Source organism: Flavobacterium sp. AED, assembly GCF_000812945.1.
Taxonomy (GTDB): domain Bacteria; phylum Bacteroidota; class Bacteroidia; order Flavobacteriales; family Flavobacteriaceae; genus Flavobacterium.
Window position 1 is genome coordinate 1,125,514 of sequence record NZ_JSYM01000001.1, and the last position, 23,457, is coordinate 1,148,970.

The following is a 23,457-nucleotide window of genomic DNA, read 5'->3' on the forward strand; positions in this document are numbered from 1 at the left end:
GCGTTTTCTGCAAACTTTGCGGTAAAAAAATAACAAATGAAAATAATAGTACCAATGGCTGGGCGAGGTTCCAGATTAAGACCACATACATTAACTATTCCTAAACCATTAATTCCTATTGCAGGCAAACCGATTGTACACCGCTTGGTCGAAGATATTGCAGCTGTTTTAAATCAAGATATTGAAGAAATTGCCTTTATTATTCATGAAAGTTTTGGAACAAAAGTGGAAGAGGATTTAATCGCAATTGCTCAAAAATTAGGAGCCAAAGGGATAATTTACTATCAAAACGAAGCACTTGGAACAGGTCATGCCATTATGTGTGCTAAAGATTCTTTGAGTGGACCAGCTGTTATTGCTTATGCCGATACTTTAATTCGTGCTGATTTCGATTTAGATCAAAATGCGGACAGTGTTATTTGGGTAAAACAAGTAGATCACCCGGAAGCTTTTGGTGTGATAAACCTAAACGATGCGAATGAAATAGTCGAACTGGTTGAGAAACCCAAGGAGTTTGTTTCGGATCTTGCGGTTATTGGAATTTACTATTTTAAAGATGTTGCTGTTTTAAAAAATGAACTTCAATTAGTATTAGATAATAATATTATTCACGGTGGAGAATATCAAATTAACGATGGAATAAAACAAATGATGGCAAAAGGCATGATATTTGTTCCCGGTAAAGTAGCGGAGTGGATGGATTGTGGAAACAAAGACGTTACTGTGGAAACGAATTCCAGAATGCTAGGGTTCTTGCATAACGATGGAATACATTTAGTGGACTTTGATGTTAAGTTAGAAAATTCAACCATCATTCCGCCCTGTTATATTGGTGAAGATGTGGTTTTGATCAATGCAACTGTTGGACCTAATGTATCATTGGGAAAAGGATGTCATGTGTCAAACAGTACCATAAAAAACAGTTTGGTACAAACCCATTCCCATATTAAAAATGCAAATCTGGATAATGCCATGATAGGGAATCATGCCAGTTTTGACGGTAATTTCACAAACATAAGTATTGGAGATTATTCGGTGTTAGAATAATTGCATCCAGTGATGAAATGGCAAGAAACATTCAATGAAAAAAGGAGCTTTCATAATTCTATTTTTGGTTTTGCAATGCAATTCAACTTTGTTATTGGCGCAAACTGAACCGGAAGAAATTAAGCAGGAGAAAGATCAGTTTCAGGAATTTTTTTATGAAGCGTTGCTTCAAAAGGGGATTGAAAATTATGATAAAGCGATTAAAGCTTTGGAACAATGTGTAAAACTTCAACCCAATAATGCCACAGTCTATTTCGAATTAGGGAAAAACTATCTGGTATCAAAGGATTATGGAAATGCGTACAATTCATTTGAACACGCCACACAAATTGACCCCAAAAACAAATGGTTTTGGGTGGGAATGTATGATGTGAGTTATGAAACCAGCAATTACAATCAAGCGCTGATTGCCATAAATAAATTAATACCATTTGACGAAAAATATAAAGAGGATTTAACATCGCTTTATATGGGGACCAAGCAATTTGATAAAGCGCTTGATCTCATTAATGAATTGAATGCCACTTTTGGAAAATCGGAAAGAAGGGAATTATATAAAATGCAGATTTTATCGGAAGGGAAATTTCAAAATGTTGAAGAGTCCAATTTAATAGCGCAAATCGATAAAAACCCAAAAGAAGAATCCAACTATATCGCATTGATTAATTTGTATTCCAAGAATAATGAAACTGAGAAAGCATTTGAAATAACCAAAAAGTTAGCGGTGGCAATTCCAAATTCTGAATGGGCGCAAGTGAGTTTATTCAAAGTTTATTTGGATAATAATGAAGCTCCAAAAGCTATAAATGCGATGAATATTTCCTTGGCCAGTGCTAAAATAGATTTAAAGATAAAGCATAGGATGCTGAATGAGTTTTTGATATTTGTGGATAAAAATCCTCAATATTCTCCTGATTTAGAAAAAGCAATTGCCTATTTCGATACTGATGCAACAGTTGATGTAGCTAAAGAAATTGGAAAATATTATCATAGTAAAAAGCAATGGGACAAAGCCATTACGTTTTATGAACGTGCTTTAAAGAATGGTTCGGCTGAAGATATCGAAACGAATTTGCTTTTGCTTCAAGCGTATACTGAAGTAAAGCAGTTTGATTTGGTTGCCAAAAAAGCCATGACAATGATTGAAACATTTCCTACGCAACCGCAGTTTTATTATTATGCAGGTTTAGCGAACAATCAATTGCAGCAATATAAAAAAGCGGCAGCAATACTCGAAATGGGTTTGGATTATTTGGTAGACGACATAACATTAGAAACAAATTTCAATATCCAGCTTGGAGAAGCGTATAACGGTTTGGGAGATTTCAAGAAAAAAGAAGTGTATTTCTCCAAAGCCAACGAATTATTAAAACAAAAAAAATAATGAAAAAAATTTCAATATTACTGGTACTTGCAGTCTTTATGGCTTCGTGTAAATCGAAAGCTATTGTGGCAGAGGCTAGTGTAAAATCAAACTATTTGACCGCTGATAAAATAATAGAAAATCATTACAACAATAAAAACAATTTTTCTACATTATATATTAAGTCTAACGCAAGATATGCTGATGATAAACAAACTCAAAATGTTACTGCAGAAATAAAAATAAAGAAAGACCAACAAATTTTGATTAGTATTCGATTTTTGGGAATTACAATGGCAAAAGCATTGATTACGCCAACTGCAGTAAACTATTATGAAAAAATAAATGGCAGTTATTTTGAAGGCGATTTCAGAGGATTGAGTCAATGGCTGGGAACTGATTTAGATTTTAATAAAATCCAAAATATGTTGCTTGGTGATGCTATTGATGATTTGAATAAAGGAAAATATACCGAATCATTAGTGGAACAAACCTATAGACTGGATGATGTTTCGAATGACAATACAAAAAAATCGTTCTTTTTTGATACTGAGAAATTTTTGGTCAAAAGACAGGAAATAAAACAAACTGCCGAAGATAGAATGATTCAGGTAGCTTATTCAGATAACAAGGTGTACAATGAAGCGACATTGCCTTCAAATGTTTCTATAAATACGTTTCAAAAGAAAGGTAAAACAGAAATTAATTTAGATTATAACACAATAACATTCAATGAGGAACTTTCTTTTCCTTATAGTGTTCCAAATGGGTACAAAAGAATTATAATTAAGTAAATTTGCAAAAAATATTTTTTTAATATGCCAAAATTTCTCCTAAGCCTAATTTTTATAAGCATGACTTCATTACTATGGAGCCAGGAAACACAACAAGAAAAATTAGAAGAACGAAAAGCCCAGATTCAAAAAGAAATTCGCGAAAATGAAAAGCTATTACAAACCGTAAAGAAAAAAGAAAAAACGGCTGTAAATGTAATTGTTATTCAAAGCAATAAGATTAAGCTTAAAGAAAAACTGATCAATACTACTGAAAAGCAAACTAAGCTTTTGGGGAATGACATGTATATTAATCAGGTAAAAATTAATAAACTCAAGAAAGAACTGGTAATTCTAAAGGAAGATTACGCTGAGATGATTGTAAAGTCGTATAAAAGCCGTTCTGAGGAAAGTAGAGCGATGTTCTTATTGTCTTCCGAGAATTTCTTGCAAGCGTATAAAAGAGCGCAGTATATGAAGCAGTATACGAATTACAGAAAGATGCAAGGGGAAGAAATAAAAACGAAAACAGGAGACCTTGTCGTGTATAACGGAAAGCTGAATGTACAAAAAACGGCGAAACAAAAACTTATTGCTGAAAATGAAAAAGAGCGCTTATCATTAGAAAAAGAAAGACAAGAGCAAGAAAAATTAGTCAAATCCATTAAGAAAGATAAAAGCAAGATTCTTGCTGAAATCAAGAAAAAACAACAAGAGTCGAGACAAATCGATAAACAAATTGACCGATTAATTCGTCAAGCAATTGCTGAAGCCAATAGAAAAGCGGCGATGGAAAGAGCGATGGAAAAAGCAAAAGCGGAATCAAAAGCGGATGCAAAAACAGAAACAAAAGCTGAAATAAAAACACGAGCTAAAGAAATTGCAGCTACGTCTTCAGTATCTTCATCAAAAATTGAACTAACTGCAGAAACGAAGTTAATCGCTGATAACTTTAGAGCCAATAGAGGGAAGTTACCATGGCCGGTAGAAAAAGGTTTTGTGTCATTAGGATATGGAGATCAGGCGCATCCTGTATACAAAACATTGGTAATTCACAATAGTGGAGTGGAAATTACAACTGATGCTGGCGCTAGTGCAAGAGCCGTTTTTGGAGGGGAAGTAACCAGTGTAATTGTTTTATCACCTATAAATAAAGCGGTAATGGTACAACATGGAGATTTCTTTACAGTGTATCAAAATTTAAGTTCTGTGTTTGTCAACAAAGGCGATAAAGTAAGTACCAAACAGAGTTTAGGAAAAGTTAGAACGAATAGTGAAGGTAAAACGATAATCAAATTTTTAATTCTTCAAAACACTACCTACAATAATCCTCAAAGTTGGTTGTATAATATGTAATAATTGATTGGAATCGAAGTAGTTTCAGTTCTTATATTTAACTAAAAAAGCGAATCAAATTATTATTTTGATTCGCTTTTTTTGTGCCAAATAACTTGATTATTGTTGTTGCTGTTGCTTTTGTTGCTGCTGCAGTAACTCTATGTAATCCAATTGTTCCTGAAGTTCTATGGAAACTTCCTCGAGTTGCACATCGTTTATATCTTCAAATTGTCTTCCGTCTTCGTAGCCTATTGAAACGCATACAGAAAGTGTTTGTCTGGAAAGTCCCTTGAAAGTCCCTTTTACCGGAGTACAATCATAGAAATTACGACCTACTGACAGTTTCACGTGATTGTCCATTGTCCAGATATTATTTGTAGGATCAAGACCAAGCCAGCCCTGTTTTGGAGTATAAATTTCTACCCAAGCATGCGTGGCACCTTCACCTCTGAGTCCGCTTTCGTTCGGGCAGATGTAACCGCTTACATAGCGCGATGGGATTCCTGCCGTACGTAAAAGTTGTAATAGTACATGCGCAAAGTCCTGGCAAACGCCTTTTCTAATTTCTAAAATCTCGTCGACTGTGGTTTCTATATTAGTGATTCCTTTGGTGTACTTGAAATTTGTAAAAATGTATTGATTGCACTGCTGGGCAATTTCTATAATGGGTTTATCAGTACAGTTTATTTCGTCCAGAATTGCATTGATTTCGTTTTGTTTTTTGATGGTTTCGGGATAACAAAGGCGCAGTAAAAGAATACTTTTTTCTTTTTCTTTTACCAAATCCTTTACAGTAGTATGATCTATTTCTGGTATTTTAAGCGAATGATTGACACGAACTAACATTCTCGATTCGATAGTCATTTCAGTATGCGCTTCCAATGTATTGAAATTACCCACTCGATTACCGAAGTAATCCTGAGAAATTTCCACCTCGGGATTATTCGTTATTAAAAGCTGATATTGAAGTACATCTTGGTTATCAAAATGGTGTGGGAATAAACGAATCTCATTTATGCTTTCTTTTATGGGCCAGTTGTATTGGTATTTTGTGATGTGAACTATTTTGAAAATTGCCATTTTATATTACGTATAAGAGAAAAATAATTTAGAAAAATCTGTCGAAAACTGTATCAATTGTGTTCTGGTATTGTTAAGTACATCTTCTAATTCTTTGTTAGTCAGATGATGATAATCCGTAAATTCTACTGAACTTTTAAGTCTTCCAAATTGATTGTGCAATGTTCTTGCTTCGCTCAGATTGTTATCTTTAAACAAGTTGTTCAAATAGGTGTCTATTAATTCTAAAGTGTAAATCACTGAATGTGCAAAATCTCTATTGAAGATGACTTGTTGCACCACTTTACGATTGTGCGGAATATTACTGTAACTTTTTAAATACAATTCGTATCCAGAAAGAGAAAGTAATAATCTTCTCCAATACAATAAATCTTCATTTCCATCGAGATTATACTGAATAGGAGCGTAGTACGCTTGAGTTAGCGAAATAGTTTGCAGACATCTTTCTATATGTTTACCAATACTTGAAAAACACCAACCCAATCCTCTGGGCATTGTAACCTGAAGAATTCCATTGTACAGCAAGAAATCTTTGTTGAGTTTTGAGATAATATTACTCGCATCAGAAGTTTCTAATTTTTTTGGCAAGTCAGGTGAATTCATGAAGTGATACAAAGAATTGATGTGCTCCCAAAGTTCTTTTGTAATTTTATCTTGGGATCCTCTCGCATTTTCCCGTGCTTTGATAACGAGATTCTTTACTGAATTATGGTTTGGACTATCACAAATAATATACTTTAGAACAAAATTTGTGTCGTATTGCATTTGATTTATTTGTTCCATGGGCAAATCAGTGTAGTATTCCAATAACGGTTTGTACCCTTGAGAATCATTTGTTTCTTTATCAAAAGATAAGATATAAAAGGTATTTAGAGTAAGTAACATTCCATCTGTTCTTTCCATATATCGGTTGAGCCAAAACATTCCGTCTGCAACTCGGCTGAGCATATTTACTTTCATTTTGTTTATTTTTTAAAAAGGTTTCGCACTGTTAGACCTTTAATTTATTTTACTATCCAAGTATCTTTACTTCCTCCGCCTTGTGAAGAATTAACGACTAATGAGCCTTCGGTAAGAGCGACTCGGGTTAGTCCACCAGGGACTATTTTTACGCCATTGGGGCCACACAAAGCATAGGGTCTTAAATCAACATGACGTAGTTTTAGTTCTCCGTCGATAAGGCAAGGAACGGTGCTAAGTTGAATGATGGGTTGTGCAATGAAATTACGTGGATTACCAACAATGGCAATTTTTGCGTTATCTAATTCCTCTTGTGTAGCCTTATTTCCCATAATCATTCCATAGCCACCACTCTGATTAGTTTCCTTGATAACCATGTTTTCCATATTGGCAAAAACCATTTCTCTTTCATCCAGATTTTCCATTCGGTACGTTGGAACATTTTTTAGGATTGGTTCTTCGTTCATGTAATATTTTATCATGTCCGGGACATACGCATATACCGCTTTATCATCGGCGACACCGTTTCCTACTGCATTTACCAAAGCTACATTTCCTTGTTTGTAAGCGCTAATAAGTCCTGGAACGCCCAGCGTACTATCTGGTTTGAAAACTAAAGGGTCAAGATATTCGTCATCCAAGCGTCTGTAAATAACATCTACTTGATGAAGTCCTGAAGTAGTTTTCATATAAACTTTATTGTTGTTTACCACTAGATCCCTTCCTTCCACCAAAGGAATTCCCATTTGTCGGGCTAAAAAAGTATGCTCATAATACGCCGAGTTGTAAACTCCGGGGGTTAATAAGACTACGTTTGGGTTAGCAATATTTCTTGGAGACAGCGAAACCAAAATATTATGAAAAATCATCGGATAATTACTGACCATACTCACATGATTGGAGGTGAGCATTTCCGGAAAAATACGTTTGGTTATTTCTCTATTTTCGAGCATGTAACTCACGCCACTTGGGCAACGCAGATTATCTTCCAATACATAAAACTCTCCTTTTGCTCCCCGAATTAAATCTATCCCTGCAATATGCACATGAATGTTGTGAGGTACTTTAATGCCATGAACTTCTTGGATATAATGCGGACAAGAGGCTATTAATGAAGCTGGAATTATGCCTTCTTTTATAATAAGCTGTTCGTTATAAATGTCTTCCAAGAATAAATTGAGTGCTTTTAGCCTTTGTTTTATTCCGGATTCTACTTCGTTCCAGTCTTGTTGGGTAATGATTCTTGGGATGATATCAAAAGGGAAAATCCTTTCAATGCCTTGATTGTCGTCACTATAAACGGTAAAAGTAATCCCTTGATTCATAAAAAAATCGGAAGCCTGCCTATGCTTATCATTCAGTTTTTCGTGATTTAAACTTTGTAATGTTTGCAATACTTGACGGTAAGATTCCCGAACTCCTTCATTAGAAAACATTTCGTCCCAACCATTTGGGTTTAAATTAGGCATCAATTTCATCATAACACATATTGTTAAAAAATTAAATTTTTTTGCATTTTATTATAAAAAATGCATCTTTAAAGCTAAAATACCAATTTAATTTTTATGTAAATAAGGATTACGTGACTATTTAATAATTTTTATAGCATTCTTTTTTTGGCAATTGTTTTTTGACAATTATTTTGTTTTACAATGTTGTTTTTTTTGATTTCGCAGTAGAATAAATATTTTTTGATTGACAAACCCCTTTAAATATAGCACTTGAGAATTTATTATTTAAAAAATAACAATAAATAGTTTATAAAAAGGAGGGGTGTTAAAAATAAAAAACAGAAAAAGGTAATTTTTGTTGATGAAAAAGAGGCGTCAATTTTAGGGTGTAAATTGTACGGCTGTTTTTAATTCGAAGAAAAAGAAAAATCCCAGTTATTAATTAGATTTAATAACTGGGATTAGGGTTTATTTTTATGTGAATAATCGTGTTTCGATTATTTATTAAAAGAAGATTTTATAGCTTTCATTACACTTGGAGTTGACCATTGACCAGCCACAATAATACGTCTGATGGTGTATAGGGGGTCAATTGAATCTCTTTTGGTGGACAAGATAAATGCCATTTGGTATCCGCTCTTTTTTATTTCTGGGATTGCTTCCTTGTTCCACAGGCCAAAAGGATAAGCAAAATAAGTTACCGGTTTACCAATGATGTCTTCCAATTTCTTTTTGGGTTTTACCAATTGAGTCTCCCAGTCTTTTCCAGCGTATTTAGTCACCATGTGGTGATCCCAAGTATGTGCTGCAACTGTATTCCCGCTGTCAGATAAACTTTTAATTTGCTCTTTTGTCAAATAGTTAGGACGGTTAATGGAAACGGTCATTACAAAGAATACTCCTTTGAAACCGTATTTTTTCATTTCGGCAGCACCTAAGCTGTATTGTTCTCCGCGTGTATCATCAAATGTAATCATTACTGGATTTGTCGGTAACGGGGCATCATGAACTAAATATTCATATAATTGATCGGGTAAAATGCTATGATATCCTTCGTCTGACAACGCTTTCATTTGTTGTGCAAAATTAGCTGGAGATACGGTATAGGTTTTTGTCATTTCACCGGCATTGGCGCTAAGCTCCTTAATATTATGATAACATAATATAGGTACTTCCTTTTTGGAAAGAATGGTTGCCAAATCAGCCATTTCTTTCTTGGGAGCAACTTTTTGAACAGGTACATTAACTTCGGTTGTCTCCTTTTCTATCTTAGTTGGTTTAGAGTTGCAACCAGCTAATAAAAATAGGCCTATAGAAACTAAAAATAAGATATTTTTCATAATTGAAAAGCGAATTATTGGTATTGAATGTAGATAGGTTTAGGAGTAAATTTCATCAGCTCTTCTGGTGTGTACATTACCCAATTTTTTTTAATGTCATTTTTATAAAACAATTTAAAACCAGTAAATTGAACAGGTTCTCTATAAATATAACTTAGATAAGTAGATCTTTTCAAGATTCTGTCGCCAAAACCATCCATATCCATTACAATCTGTACTTCAGGTACTTTTTTTATATTCTTATAGTTAGTTACCATCCCTTGTGTAAAACGATGTACTACGAGTATTTTTGGAGTCAGCTTGTTTTTACGAACTAGGTTTGCCAGAATATCAACCGCATCATTGATATCAGCAGCATCGAAAGTGCCTATTTTTGAGCCGGGACGATGCCCACCCTTCATCGAAAATTCAGGGTCAATTCCTAAATGGACATTGGGCATTGACAGGTATTTTTCTAATGTTGTCACTTCATCTTTTACATTACTATGACCTACTTGGATGTCTAGAAATACCAAGGCATCTATAGGCTTAGCCCAACTTAAAATGGTGTCAATTTGTTTAAAAGGCATACGCATTCTGTGTTTATTGTCTTTTCCAGGTGCACCTTGGGCAGTGATGGCAATATAATGCAAAGCAGGAATTGTTTTCACTGAAGGATCTACTGCCTGCCATTTGGCTACTTCTCCTTGTAATTTTTTAATCATTTCGTTTCTGGGAAGTTCACCTAAAATCCCCATTCTTTTGGAATATAGATTTCCGTAATAGGCAATGATTCTATTGTATGGCAAAAGTGCTCCAGGCAAAGGATAAGGTGTTTTTACCGGCCATTTTCCTGTAGTATCATTATTGCTTAACGCTAGCATTCTCTTGTTATAGTCAGTAGTGTCAATAGTCAGAGCCATCTTTTTGACTAAGGTATCAGGCTGTTTTGTTACTGTTTTTTCTTCTCCGTTTACTGTATCAGCGGCTTTACCGCGATTACAACTGGATACAAAAAATAAAAAGGGAAGTATAAGTAATGCGAGAGCTGGCTTTTTCATAAATAAACAGTGTTTAGTTTTCAATGCAAATATAAAGTATTTTGTTTGTGGCTTGTCAATTATAATACCGCCTAAAGGCTATATTTTTTACATAATTCACGGATTCAGATTTAGAATTTGAGTTGTTTTGATTTTAATGATAATTAGATTGTAAAGAAGATTTATTTTAGGCTAAAACGAGTAAAATTCTTTTTTATGCGAATACCCAACATAAATTAAATTAAAACGATTAAAAAATAGTTTATTAATAATTGCCTAACGGGATTTTTACAGAATAATTAGTTGTTTTTAAACCGTATTTATATAAATTGCGAATTGCAAATACAATTAATTAAAGTGGTATGTCAGAAATAGATGCAGAACGAGCGCGGTTAAAATTAAGGCACGATAATAAAGGCTGGAAAAAGTGGGGACCTTATTTAACAGAAAGACAATGGGGAACGGTTAGGGAAGATTATTCACAAAACGGTGATGCCTGGAATAATATTACCCATGATATGGCACGCTCCAAAGCATATCGATGGGGAGAAGAGGGTATTGGTGGAATTTCCGACAATAAACAACATATTTGTTTTGCTTTCGCTTTTTGGAACCACAAAGACCATATTTTAAAAGAACGGTTTTTTGGTCTGACCGGAAATGAATCAAATCATGGTGAAGATGTTAAAGAATTATATTTCTATCAAGATGCTACGCCTACGCATTCGTATCAAAAGATGCTTTACAAGTATCCTCAAGCTGCTTTTCCTTATGAAAAACTGGTTAACGAAAGCAAAAAACGAACACGGCTTCAACCGGAATATGAATTACTGGACACTGGGATTTTTGATAAAGATGCCTATTTTGATATTTCTATTGAATACGCAAAAGCTGATGAACAGGATATACTAATTAAAGTTACAGTAGAAAATAGATCAAATGTTGCTGCTCCCATGACGGTTTTGCCAACACTTTGGTTTAGGAATACGTGGTGTTGGGGGTATGAAAAATATAGTCATAAACCAATATTAACGGGTATTGGAAACTCTATTATTGAAGTAAGTCATCGTTTAGTAGGGCATTTTAAATTATACGCTGAAAAAGCAAAGGAAGTTTTATTCTGTGATAATGAAACAAATTTTGAGCGGTTATATAATTCTCCCAATCCGACGCAATACACCAAAGATGGTATAAATGACTATATTGTCAATAAACGCAAAGAGGCTGTAAATCCGAATCATATAGGTACTAAAGCTTCGGTAAAATATGACGATGTAATTCCTGCGAATGGCAAAAAGGTCTATCGCATGCGATTTACGAATCAAACTCCAAGTGATGCTTTTGCCGATTTTGATACTATTTTTGAAAAACGACTTGTAGAAGCCGATGAATTTTATGCCAGTCTTCAAAAAGGAATTGAAGAAGAAAAATTAAGGTCTGTGCAACGCCAAGCGTATGCTGGAATGCTTTGGACGAAACAATGGTATTATTATAATGTGTTTGAATGGATAAAAGGTGATCCATCCATGCCAAAACCTGATTTGAATAGGAAGAATGGACGAAACAGTTCTTGGAAACATTTGTATACGTCCAATATCCTATCGATGCCAGATAAATGGGAATATCCTTGGTTTGCCGCATGGGATTTAGCATTTCATACGTTGCCTTTAGCTCGTCTTGATCCTGATTTTGCAAAAAGACAATTGTCAGTTATCTTGAGGGAATATTACATGCATCCAAATGGTCAAATACCGGCTTACGAATGGTCATTTTCTGATGTAAATCCACCAGTACATGCTTGGGCAACTTGGAAGGTTTATGAAATTGACAAAGAAATGAATGGCGGAAAGGGAGACATTGTTTTCTTGGAACGCATTTTCCATAAACTGCTATTAAATTTCACTTGGTGGGTGAATTTGAAAGATGAAGGCGGGAATAATATTTTTGGGGGTGGATTCCTTGGAATGGATAATATTGGAGTTTTTGACCGTTCAGCAGCCTTGCCAACCGGTGGGCATTTAGAGCAAGCAGATGGAACAGGTTGGATGGCTATGTATAGTTTAAATATGTTGCGTATAGCTTGTGAAATCTCTCTTGAAAACCCTGTTTATCAGGATATGGCTTCTAAATTCTTTGAGCACTTTTTACATATTGCAGGCGCCATGCAATCCATTGGCGGTGATAAATTAAATCTTTGGGATGAAGATGACCAGTTTTATTACGACATGCTTCACAAAGAAAATGGAGATGCTGAGCTTTTAAAAGTACGTTCCATGGTGGGGTTAATTCCTTTATTTGCGGTCGAAGTTTTAAATGCAGATTTGCTGGAAAAATTACCGGATTTTAAACGTCGTGTCGAATGGGTATTGAACAACCGTCCTGATTTAGCCAGTTTAATCTCCAGTTGGTATCATCCCGGAAAAGGCGAAACCCGTTTGCTTTCCATTCTTCGTGGTCACCGAATGAAAATGATTATGAAGCGAATGTTTGATGAAACAGAGTTTTTATCCGATTTTGGAATTCGTTCGTTGTCCAAATATCATAAAGAGCATCCTTATAAATTTAATTATGAAGGAGGAACGGTGCAAGTAGATTATACACCAGCCGAGGCTACTGGGGATATGTTTGGTGGAAATTCAAATTGGAGAGGTCCTATTTGGTTTCCAATGAATTATTTGATTTTAGACTCTTTAGAAAAATTCTCGAGTTATTACGGAAACGACTATGAAGTTGAATTCCCTACAAACTCAGGGCAAATGATGAATATAAAACAAGCAGCGGAAGGAGTTTCTAAGCGATTATTATCTCTTTTTATTCCGGATGAGAATAAGAAAATTCCAATGTATGGTGAATACGAGAAGTTTCAAAACGACCCTGTTTTCAATAAAAATCACTTGTTTTTTGAATACTTTGACGGAGATACCGGTAAAGGGTTAGGTGCCAATCACCAAACAGGGTGGACTGGACTAATCTCAGAAATTATCCGACAGTTATATGTGAAATAAAAACGAATCTATTTATTAAAAACAAAAAGACCATCAGCAATGATGGTCTTTTTTATATTCGGTTTAATTAATTACTTCTTAACGCTGTATTTTTCAGTTCTGGCATCTTTGATTACCCCTTTCCAGTTTAATCCGAAACCAAAATCATACACATTCCCGTTAGCATCTATATAAGGAGTCATGTCGTGAGGAACGTCTTCCATTTGTTTTTCAACGGTAGTCATGTTCAATGGCATTTGTAAAGGCAACAATCCAGAAGGCTCCGTTTTTCCAGAAATAATATCCATTAAAGCTTCTACTTGTACACCAAATTCTCCCACTATTGCATCAACTTCTTTTTCAAATTCACCAAAAACCATTGGGTTTGAAATATTTACAGATACCAATACCGGCTTTCCATTCATCGCTTTTTTAGTTTCCAGAATCGTATTTAAATCCGGATAGGAATTTGATTTAGACGTTTTATTCAAATACGATCTGTTTGTAATCGTTGGATCAACCACTGGATCTCCGGCAGCAATACTTTGCGCTCTGGCATCGACTGCTGTATAGTCTTTTAATTGTAAACTGATTGGAACGTATCCATTTCCTCCGGCTTCTCTATCGGCTTTACTATATCCGCCGCTTATTGGACTTTTGATAAATACGATGGCAAAATCAGCTTTAGCAGGATCATCCGTTACGGTATAATATTTTTTAATCAATTCTAAATTAATAGGGTACTCGATTTTTTCAGGAGATGGTTGACCAAAAAAGTTGATACTCGCAGGAGTAACTCTTTTCGGGATATATACGGTCTTTCCTTTTGCGATTGGCAAGGTCTTGTTTTGATTTTTAATCATCACAATAGATTTCAATTGTGTGTCATAACCTGCTTTCATAAATTCAGGTTGACCTACAATTGCTTTGGTCTCATTAGCATCTAAATAAGAATTTTCAAATAATCCCACTCTAAAAATATTCAAAAGTAAACGAACCGCTGATTGCTCAAAACGCTTGCGCATAAAAGTTTCGCCATGTTCTTTAATGCCTATTTGGTACGCTTCAAGTACTGGCTTGATGTCGTTATTTCCACCAAATTGATCCACCCCGGCCATCATAACTTTGTAATGTCTTTCGGCAATACTTAATTTTTCAACACCCCATGATTTACCAGCAAAGACATCAGGTGTAGGTCCTTCATTGGCTGTAATTAACCAATCCGTACAGACCACCCCGTCATAACCGTATTTATTTCTCAATAAATCAGTAACGATGTATTTACTAAATCCGTTTCCAACATTCTCACCGTATTTTTTATCCTGATTATAGGAGATAGTGTAATAAGGCATAACCGCCGATGCTTTTTTAGTTTTTCCTTTCAATTTAAAAGCGCCTTCTAAAAAGGTTTTTAAATGGGTTTCAAAGTTATTACCTGGATACACGGCAAATTTTCCATAAGCAAAATGTCCATCACGACCTCCTTCTTCCGGACCTCCACTTGGCCAATGTTTTACCATTGCGTTGACACTTTGATTTCCCCATCCATCATAAACAGCAATTGATTTAGGTGAGGTTTGAAATCCATCTACATAGGCTCTTGCCATGTCTGTGGCTAATTTTGGGTCTTCGCCAAAGGTGCCTACAAAACGATTCCATCTTGGTTCTGTCGCTAAATCAATTTGTGGAGATAAGGCTGTAGTAATTCCTAAGGCTCTGTATTCCTTGGCTGCAATAGATCCAAATTTCTCTGTAATAGCGGGGTCAAATGTTGCTGCCAATCCTAATTCCTCAGGCCATTGTGATATGGAACCACCCGATCCTGCATTGTATTCAGAATCTTTATTGGCACCATTTCTTGGGTCAGAACTGTTATTGGATGGAATTCCCATCCCAATCCCTTCCACTAATGCTTGTATGTTGTTATTCCATTCTGCCGCAATTACCGGGCTTTGAACCGAAGTCATTAGCACATGGCGTAAATTGTCATTGGTTAAAAATGCAATTTGTTGATCGGATAAATCCGAAGGTTTTGCGCCACTTTTAGAAAATGGTTTTTCATTATACGTTCCGGTAAACATTCCTGCTTCCTGTGCCGGCACAGATTGATGTCGGCTATATAACATTAATCCGGCCATTTGATCCACTGTCATTTTGGTGGCAAGATCTTTGGCACGTTCCGCTACCGGTTTTCTCCAATCTTCATAAATATCTAACTTCCCGTTTTTATTCAAGTCTTTAAAAGCTAAACCATCTACTTGTATGATTTTAACTCCTGATTTGGGTGAATAGCCTAATGTTTGGCCTCCTTTATTTTGAACAATAGAGTAAGAACCTTTAGGCGTTTCCGTCCATTTTTTTTGGGCATAAGTTTGCGTTCCAACAAGTAAAATTAACGCAGGTAGTACAATTCCTTTTTTCATATTTTTGGGTTGTTTTTTAGATAAATGAACAGCTAAATTGTATTCGCAGGCTAATCTGTCTTCTTGTTTTTAATTGGTAATATTTCACCCAATTATTATTCAGATTTCTATATGAGCTTTACGAAAACGATTTCAAATATAATAAATAATGCGTCACATCAACACAATGAAATAAAAATATTTTAAAAAAAATAGTTTCTGAATACGCTATAAATGCGTCATTTAACACTCTTTTGTATCCTTAATAAATAGTTGACAAGGACAAAAGCCTGACATTATCGTCAAGCTTTTTCATTTTTTCTACTTTTGGTAATACTATTGATTTACAAGTTGTATCTAGCCCCTAATGTCCAATTGAATTTACCGTCAGATATAGTCTTATTAGCAAATCCTCTAACATCAAATTTTTTATTTATTTTATAAGTAATGGTTTCGGAAATACCGTAAGTATTATCCAGATCAAGACCGTAAAGTTGAGATACAAAACTAAAATCACCTTTGGTTATAGTTGTATTAAAAGCTAAAAAATTAGCTTCAAAATCATTGTTCTTGCCTTTACCATGTAAATAAAAAGTACCTATCGAAACGCTTTTGGATAACTCATAACTCGCGATTAATTCTTGGGCAAAGAAAGTGTCAACGACATAATCTTTACTGATTTGTAATGCTGGTAAATGGACTCCTATATTTACTTTTAATTTTTTGTCAACTAATTTATATCGGGAGATAAAAACAATTCCTCTGGGAGTTAGATTACTTAATCGTATCGTAGACAATAAGTGAAACGAAAGTCGTTTGTTTTCATTTGTTCCTGCGTTAATTATTAAATGAGGATCTTTAGAGGTAAAGGTCGGGATAAAAGAGAATCCACCTGTACTCGCCTCAAAATTGGCGTATTGAGCATGCAAAAATGTGCTAAAAAAAAGAGATGTAATGATTACAAGTAAAGTTTTGTTCATAAAATAAAATTAGATGTATTTTTTTTTTCGAAATAAATTACAAATGTATAACAATGTGTCAATCAAACACAATGAAATAAAAATGTTTTAAAAAAAACGTTCAGAACTAACTAAAAATAAACATTTTAAGAATATTTTGTGAAAAAAAAGTACTGTTTTAAAGCATGCTACAAACAAAAATTCTAGTATTACAAAAAGTGGTTACTAAAAGGAGTATTTGAAAACTGCTATTCCGTTAAACTGGTTTTTTAGTTATTTTTACACGATTCTAATCAACCTAAAATGAATAAATTTTCAGCTTTACTTATCGCATTGATTTTTCCCGTTTTTCTTTTCGGTCAAGTTAAAAACGATTCATTATTAAAAGAACTGGATAATAGCGTCAATGAATATGGGTTGTATTTAAATAGAAAAGAGGCCGATATAAATAAACTTAAAGGGCTTTTAAACTATACTGCTACAGACCTGCAAAAATTAGATATTTATGGCAAATTGTATGTTCAATATAAAGCATACCAGTCGGATTCAGCATTAATTTACGCTAGGAAGAGTTTATTAATTTCCCAGAAATTAAAAAATACAAACAAAGTATACGAAGCAAAATTAAACGTTGCCTCCATAATGGGAACTTTAGGAATGTATAAGGAATCCCTTGATATATTGGAAACAATAAACATCCATTTGACACCAAATTTAAAGGGAACCTATTATTGGACGAATCGGATTATCTATGGTTATTTGAATGATTATGGGGCTTCCAGTCAAGAAAAAAAGGAATACGGTGCGCTGACAAAAAAATATAGAGATTCAGCAATGCTTTATTTTCCGCCAAAATCCATAGAATTTGGTATTGCCAAATCAGACCAATTATTGGAACATGGGCATGCGGATAAAGCGATAGCATTGCTGCAGGTATTCTTTTCAAAAACAGCAAAACAAGATCTGGACAGAGCTGTTATCGCCTATATTATTTCAGAAGGGTATCGATTGAAAAAAGACAAAGAACAGGAAGAAAAGTGGTTGATTGTCTCTGCAATATCGGATTTACAATTGGTAAAAAAAGAAAATATTTCTTTGCGTAAATTGGCTTTCATCCTATATGAACAAGGAGATATAGACCGGGCCTATAAATACACTAAAAGATCATTAGAAGATGCTCTTTTTTGTAATGCCAAATTGAGAACCTACGAAATATCAAAAATGTTGCCCATTATCAATGAGGCTTATGAGAATAAAAATGAAACCAACAGAACGCAGCTAATCATTTTTTTAATTTGTGCCAGCATCTTATCCTTGTTCTTATTAGTTGTTTTGATGCTGCTTTTTAAACAAATGAAAAAATCAGCAAATGCCCAAAAAGAAATAAGTTTAGCCAATACAAAACTGTCAATATTGAACAAAGAATTAAATGAAATCAATGAAAAGTTGAATCAAACCAATGCAACACTTGCCGAAGCGAGTTTGTTGAAAGAAATTTATATTGGCCGCTACATGGATCAATGTTCGGATTATATTGCAAAACAGGAGGAATACAGACGAAAATTGAATGTAATGGCTACCTCGGGGAAAATGAATGAACTCGTAAAAGCAGTGAAGTCAAATACTCCTATTGAGAAAGAATTAAAAGAATTTTATGCCAATTTTGACCAAACCTTTTTACAATTATTTCCGAGTTTTATTGATGAGTTTTCGAAATTGTTAGTAGACAAAGAGGTACTTCATTTGAAACAAGGTGAGTTTTTAAACACGGAGTTAAGAATCTTTGCGCTGATCCGTTTGGGTATTAAAGACAGTACAAAAATTGCAGAATTTTTAAGGTATTCCGTATCGACGATTTACAATTATCGTTCCCAAATAAAAAATAAATCGGTAGGGCCTAGGGAAGAATTTGAATCCAAAGTCCTTTTGATTGGGTCATCTGGCAAAAACTAAAACGGTTTACCTCGCGATTACTTGTTGAAAACAATTCTTTATTGCATTTTTATTTTATAAATCTACCACTTTTTCTGCATATAAATTAATTTTAAATTATTGATTTACAATTAATTATAAAAAATATAATTTACTTTTTTTCTGCCTGTAAAATTTTAAGCAGGGAAAGAATCTACTTTTACTATATCGAAATTTTTGAAATATAAGGCAATGTTCCAACGTGTTTAATAAATCGATTTCGTCCAAAAAACCACTAACTAAAAAAATTAAAATGAAAGTAGTATTATCAAAGGGAATGGCCATTGCATTGTTTTGCTTTGGACTAGTATCAACAAACCCATCTGCAGCGCAGGAAAAAAAACCGACAGTTGAGCGCAAATGGTGGAAGGAAGCCGTTGTATATCAAATTTATCCAAGAAGTTTCAAAGATACTGATGGAGATGGCGTAGGAGATTTGAAAGGGATTATTCAAAAATTAGATTATATCAAAAGTTTAGGAATAGATGTGGTTTGGTTGAATCCAATTTACGGTTCACCAAATGCGGATAACGGATACGATATTTCTGACTATCAATCTATTATGAAAGAATTTGGAACCATGGAAGATTTTGATGCATTATTAAAAGGAATGCACGAAAGAGGTTTGAAATTAGTAATGGATTTAGTTGTCAATCACAGTTCAGATGAGCATAAATGGTTTCAGGAAAGCAGAAAATCCCGAGACAATCCATATAGAGATTATTACCATTGGTGGCCAGCCGAAAAAGGAAAACCCGCTTTCCGCCCAGGTGCTTTTGAAGCAGATGGCAGCGGTTGGAGATATGATAAACAAACGGATTCGTATTATTTACATTACTTCAGCTATAAACAGCCTGATTTGAATTGGGAAAATCCAAAATTGCGTCAGGAAATTTATAGTATGATGAATTGGTGGTTTCAAAAAGGGATTGATGGATTCCGTATGGACGTGATTCCATTTATCGCAAAAGACACTACTTTTCCGGTAATCACTCAAGCTGATTTAGATAAAAACTACCAAGGACGTTGGGATGTTTTTATGGCTAGCGGACCTCATTTGCACGATTATTTGAAAGAAATGAATAAAGAAGTTTTGAGTAAATATGATGTAATGGCATTAGCAGAAGGTGCTGGAATGACACTGAAATCAGCTCACGATTTTGTGGATGCCGATAGAAAAGAATTGGATATGGGGTATCATTTTGAAGGAACTAACTTAGGGTACATTCCGGGTTATTTCAAAAAAATGAATCCAAATTGGAGTTTAGTTGATTTCAAAAAGATTTATTCTGACTGGGATGCAGTTTATGATCAAAAAGGATGGGGAACTATTTATTTAGGGAACCACGATCAACCTAGAATGACTTCTCGTTGGGGAAATGACGCACCAGAATTTAGAGCTGTTTCATCAAAAATGTTGACCACTTTTTTACTTTCAATGAAAGGAACGCCTTATTATTATAATGGAGATGAAATAGGAATGGTGAATGCCAAATTCAATAAAATTGAAGATTATAGAGATATTGAAACGATTGCAGAATATGAAAAAGTAAAAATTGCCGGAGGTGATTTAAAACAATTCATCGAAGATCAAAAAACTGGTGGAGCAAGAGACAACGGAAGAACTCCTTTTCAATGGGATAGCTCTAAAAATGGAGGTTTTTCAACAGCGGAACCTTGGTTAAAAGTAAATGACAATCACGCTACTTTGAACGCAGCAGCTCAAGAAAAAGATCCAAATTCAGTCTTGAATTACTTTAGAAAAATGACCAAACTTCGCAAATCGAATCCCGTTTTAGTTTATGGGAAATACACTCTTTTAGACAAAAATAATCCTAATGTGTATGCTTACACCAGAGAATTAGATGGTAAAAAAGTATTGGTGTTATTAAATTTTTCTACTAAAAATGCAGTGGCAAATACTGGAATTAATTTAAAAAATGCAAAAGTGCTGATTAATAATTATGCAACGGTATCAAAAAAAGCAACACTAAGACCTTATGAGGCTCTTGTTTTAGAGTTGAAATAAGCGACTGTAATTTTTCTAATAATTTACTATGTTGTCTAAGTTTTAAAAAAGGACGATATAGTAAATTATTTTTTAATAAAAAACTTCCTTTATGTTAAGAGGAAGTAAATCCAAAGCTTTGCTCAAATCTTGCGCATAGAAAAGGTTTCAAGATTTATTTCCTGAAACCATAATTTTAATGACTTTGGATTGATTACACCAACTCCTATACATCTATAGCATCATAAACAACTACTTTTTCCCATAAATGAGAACAGTTTTTTATAAAAGCCAGATGAAGTGGGTGGTCCTGGTATGTTTTTTGTCCGGCTTCATCATCAAAAAACATGAGTTCTGAAACACTCCAAGAGGTGTCTACTACCTCACGTTTTTCCGTTGAGGCTAAAACGCCTACATGAATTTGACGAATAGTTGGAATTGCCGCTAAGGTTTTCAAACCGGAAATCAATTGCTGTTTATCAGCCTCTGATTGGGGGTTCTTTAACCAAAAAAATACATGATGCAATAAGGGTTTCTTCTTTGGACGCATTGCAAAGCCCATAATACCAGCAACTCCAAATAAAGCTGCAGAACCAATAAATCTTCTACGTATCATCAATTTATTTATTTTAAAAGGTAAATATCGAAATTTAAAAAATAAAAAAGGACAAAATGACTCCTTAATATTTTATTCCTAAAATTTTTAAAACAATTAATTCCCCAATTCTTTTTCGTCGTTCCAGTCAAATATTGATTTGCGTTTAGTAATCAGTTCAAGAATGCTTTCAGCTGTTCCGTTTTATGAGAGTTAGGATTTAAATGAACCATGCCATTTCACACCTATTTTCAAACAGAAAGAAGGTTACGCCCTAAATGAATATACAATAATGAATTAATTAGACCTTCTGGGGAATAGTTGTAGCCAGCCTTCCTTTTTTTAATTATTTTTATACGGTTTTAACAAAGAAGTAATGGAAGCAATTTTAAGAAGACAAATTGAGAAAATAGTAAAATTAACGGATGATGAATTTCAATTGGTACTCTCGTACTTTTCGGTGGGTAAATATAAAAAACATCAATACATTGTGCAACAGGGAAATTCCGTTCCGGATGTACATTTCGTAGTAAAGGGTCTCTTAAAATCTTTTTATATAGACAAATCAGGTAAGAATCATATTCTGCAATTTGCCATGGAAGATTGGTGGATAACGGATAACCAGGGTTTTTATAATAAACAGAATGCCACGCTCAATATTGATTGCTTAGAAGATGCACAAACCTATTCTATCACTCTTGATAACAGAGAAAAGCTATGTGTCGAGTCACAGAAAATGGAATTCTTCTTTTTGCAGAAAATGACAGCCGGTAATATTGCGCTTCAAAACCGTATTCTCTCGCTTATGAGCAAGAATTCAGAGGAACGATACACGCAATTTATCCAATTATATCCGGATTTGATTCACCGCATTCCTAAAACTTTGATAGCATCCTATCTGGGTATTTCAAGAGAAACATTGAGTCGTCTATCACATTGACGTGATATAGGTCACAAATTTTATGTGAGGTATGTCCTTTATAATCCATGGAATGTTTTCGAATTTTGTACTTCATAAAATTTTAAAATAGAATTATGGAAAATATAGCGTTAGTAGTTGGAGCGACCGGAATAACAGGCAGTAATCTCGCAGAAAGACTTATTGCTAAAGGCTGGATAACTTTTGGTTTAGCCAGAAACCCTCGAAAAGATATAGAAAACCTTCAGCCTGTTGCTGCAGACCTTTTGGATTTGGAGAATTTAAAAACAGCTTTAAAAGACATTTCTCCCACACACATTTACATTACAAGTTGGATGCGCCAGGACTCTGAAGCTGAAAACATACGAGTAAACAGCTTGATGGTTAAAAATCTTCTGGAGGTATTATCTCCTAAAAAATCAGTGCAACATGTAGCGCTTGTTACGGGACTGAAACATTATCTTGGGCCGTTTGAGGCTTACGCCAAAGACGGATTTTTGCCCGAAACGCCACTTAGGGAAGAGCAACCCCGTCTGGAGATAGAAAATTTTTATTATGCTCAAGAAGATGAAGTTTATGCCGCTGCCATGCGAGATGGTTTTACATGGAGTATCCATCGACCGCATACGGTTATAGGTAAAGCGGTAGGTAATTTAATGAATCTTGGCACTACGCTCGCGGTATATGCCAGCATTTGTAAAGAAACAGGAAAGCCGTTTCAGTGGCCGGGTTCAGCAGCACAATGGAATGGACTTTCAGATGTTACGGATGCCAGAGTATTAGCGGAACATTTAATATGGGCTTCCACTACAGAAGCGGCTCGTAACGAAGCATTCAACGTGGTAAATGGAGACTTTTTTCGCTGGAAATGGCTGTGGAAAAAATTAGCAGAATCGTTCGGAATTGATGCAATAGGCTTTGATGGTACGATACATACTCTTGAGGAACAAATGGTAAATGAAGCTCCGGTTTGGAAAAATATTGCCGTTCAACATGCTCTTGCAGAGTCTGATTTAAGCAGATTGGCATCTCCCTGGCATACTGATCTTGACTTGGGACGGCCAATAGAAGTGATGACTGATATGTCTAAAAGCCGTAGACTTGGCTTCACTATTTTTCAAAGAACTGAAGACTCGTTTTACGATTTGTTTGAACAGCTTCGGGTGGAACGATTAATCCCCTAAAGGAAGTTTTCTTTTAGCTATTTATAAAATCTTACTAGAAAAGGTTTCAAGAGAGTATCTTGAA

The 23,457-nt window shown here is 34.6% G+C and carries 17 protein-coding genes; 9 read left to right on the top strand and 8 right to left on the bottom strand.

The window, feature by feature from the left end; translation table 11 throughout:
* Positions 1-36 precede the first annotated feature (36 nt).
* Genes OA85_RS05075 through OA85_RS05090 form a run of 4 tightly spaced genes read left to right on the top strand, consistent with a single transcriptional unit; the run spans position 37 to position 4,539 of the window.
* A complete protein-coding gene (locus tag OA85_RS05075) occupies positions 37-1,047 on the top strand; it encodes a sugar phosphate nucleotidyltransferase (RefSeq protein ID WP_039108403.1) in 1,011 nt (336 codons plus the stop codon).
* A 34-nt stretch (positions 1,048-1,081) separates the two neighbouring features.
* Positions 1,082-2,431: a lipopolysaccharide assembly protein LapB gene (locus tag OA85_RS05080; protein WP_039108404.1), complete on the top strand. Its 1,350-nt coding sequence runs from the start codon at positions 1,082-1,084 to the stop codon at positions 2,429-2,431.
* Complete coding sequence (locus OA85_RS05085) at positions 2,431-3,204, top strand: DUF4292 domain-containing protein (RefSeq protein WP_039108405.1); 774 nt, start codon at positions 2,431-2,433, stop codon at positions 3,202-3,204. The genes OA85_RS05080 and OA85_RS05085 overlap by 1 nt, the downstream gene beginning before the upstream one ends.
* Before the next feature lie 60 nt (positions 3,205-3,264).
* Positions 3,265-4,539: a murein hydrolase activator EnvC gene (locus OA85_RS05090; protein WP_231557078.1), complete on the top strand. Its 1,275-nt coding sequence runs from the start codon at positions 3,265-3,267 to the stop codon at positions 4,537-4,539.
* A gap of 99 nt (positions 4,540-4,638) precedes the next feature.
* On the opposite strand, the gene OA85_RS05095 is transcribed toward OA85_RS05090, so the two are convergent.
* The 5 genes from OA85_RS05095 to OA85_RS05115 form a co-directional block, all read right to left on the bottom strand.
* Positions 4,639-5,601: a transglutaminase family protein gene (locus OA85_RS05095; RefSeq protein WP_039108407.1), complete on the bottom strand. Its 963-nt coding sequence runs from the start codon at positions 5,599-5,601 to the stop codon at positions 4,639-4,641.
* A 6-nt stretch (positions 5,602-5,607) separates the two neighbouring features.
* Positions 5,608-6,561, bottom strand: coding sequence for an alpha-E domain-containing protein (locus OA85_RS05100; protein ID WP_039108408.1), 954 nt, complete (start codon positions 6,559-6,561; stop codon positions 5,608-5,610).
* A gap of 44 nt (positions 6,562-6,605) precedes the next feature.
* Complete coding sequence (locus OA85_RS05105; RefSeq protein WP_039108409.1) at positions 6,606-8,042, bottom strand: circularly permuted type 2 ATP-grasp protein; 1,437 nt, start codon at positions 8,040-8,042, stop codon at positions 6,606-6,608.
* 467 nt (positions 8,043-8,509) lie between these two features.
* Entirely contained in the window at positions 8,510-9,352 is an 843-nt protein-coding gene (locus OA85_RS05110) for a polysaccharide deacetylase family protein (RefSeq protein ID WP_039108410.1), read from the bottom strand.
* Positions 9,353-9,366: 14 nt separating this feature from the next.
* Entirely contained in the window at positions 9,367-10,392 is a 1,026-nt protein-coding gene (locus OA85_RS05115; protein ID WP_039108411.1) for a hypothetical protein, read from the bottom strand.
* A 341-nt stretch (positions 10,393-10,733) separates the two neighbouring features.
* Here OA85_RS05115 and OA85_RS05120 point away from each other — a divergent pair, with 341 nt between their 5' ends.
* The gene (locus OA85_RS05120) at positions 10,734-13,376 is read left to right on the top strand and encodes a glucosidase (protein ID WP_039108412.1); all 2,643 of its coding nucleotides are present in this window, start codon (positions 10,734-10,736) and stop codon (positions 13,374-13,376) included.
* Between the two features lie 71 nt (positions 13,377-13,447).
* Here the strand turns inward: OA85_RS05120 and OA85_RS05125 are convergent, their stop codons facing one another.
* Positions 13,448-15,778, bottom strand: coding sequence for a glycoside hydrolase family 3 N-terminal domain-containing protein (locus OA85_RS05125; protein WP_039108413.1), 2,331 nt, complete (start codon positions 15,776-15,778; stop codon positions 13,448-13,450).
* 323 nt (positions 15,779-16,101) lie between these two features.
* A complete protein-coding gene (locus tag OA85_RS05130; protein WP_039108414.1) occupies positions 16,102-16,737 on the bottom strand; it encodes a hypothetical protein in 636 nt (211 codons plus the stop codon).
* 282 nt (positions 16,738-17,019) lie between these two features.
* Here OA85_RS05130 and OA85_RS05135 point away from each other — a divergent pair, with 282 nt between their 5' ends.
* Together OA85_RS05135 and OA85_RS05140 are read left to right on the top strand one after the other, a co-directional pair.
* The gene (locus tag OA85_RS05135) at positions 17,020-18,669 is read left to right on the top strand and encodes a DUF6377 domain-containing protein (RefSeq protein WP_039108415.1); all 1,650 of its coding nucleotides are present in this window, start codon (positions 17,020-17,022) and stop codon (positions 18,667-18,669) included.
* A 271-nt stretch (positions 18,670-18,940) separates the two neighbouring features.
* Positions 18,941-20,716, top strand: coding sequence for an alpha-glucosidase (locus OA85_RS05140; RefSeq protein WP_082014143.1), 1,776 nt, complete (start codon positions 18,941-18,943; stop codon positions 20,714-20,716).
* A 205-nt stretch (positions 20,717-20,921) separates the two neighbouring features.
* On the opposite strand, the gene OA85_RS05145 is transcribed toward OA85_RS05140, so the two are convergent.
* Positions 20,922-21,311 (bottom strand): Dabb family protein, encoded by a 390-nt coding sequence (locus tag OA85_RS05145; RefSeq protein WP_039108416.1) that lies wholly within the window; start codon positions 21,309-21,311, stop codon positions 20,922-20,924.
* A gap of 355 nt (positions 21,312-21,666) precedes the next feature.
* Between OA85_RS05145 and OA85_RS05150 the strand changes: the two genes are divergently transcribed.
* Positions 21,667-22,230 carry a Crp/Fnr family transcriptional regulator gene (locus OA85_RS05150; RefSeq protein WP_039108417.1) on the top strand — a complete coding sequence of 188 codons (564 nt, stop codon included), beginning with the start codon at positions 21,667-21,669 and terminating at the stop codon, positions 22,228-22,230.
* 95 nt (positions 22,231-22,325) lie between these two features.
* Positions 22,326-23,393 carry an SDR family oxidoreductase gene (locus OA85_RS05155; protein ID WP_039108418.1) on the top strand — a complete coding sequence of 356 codons (1,068 nt, stop codon included), beginning with the start codon at positions 22,326-22,328 and terminating at the stop codon, positions 23,391-23,393.
* Positions 23,394-23,457 lie beyond the last annotated feature (64 nt).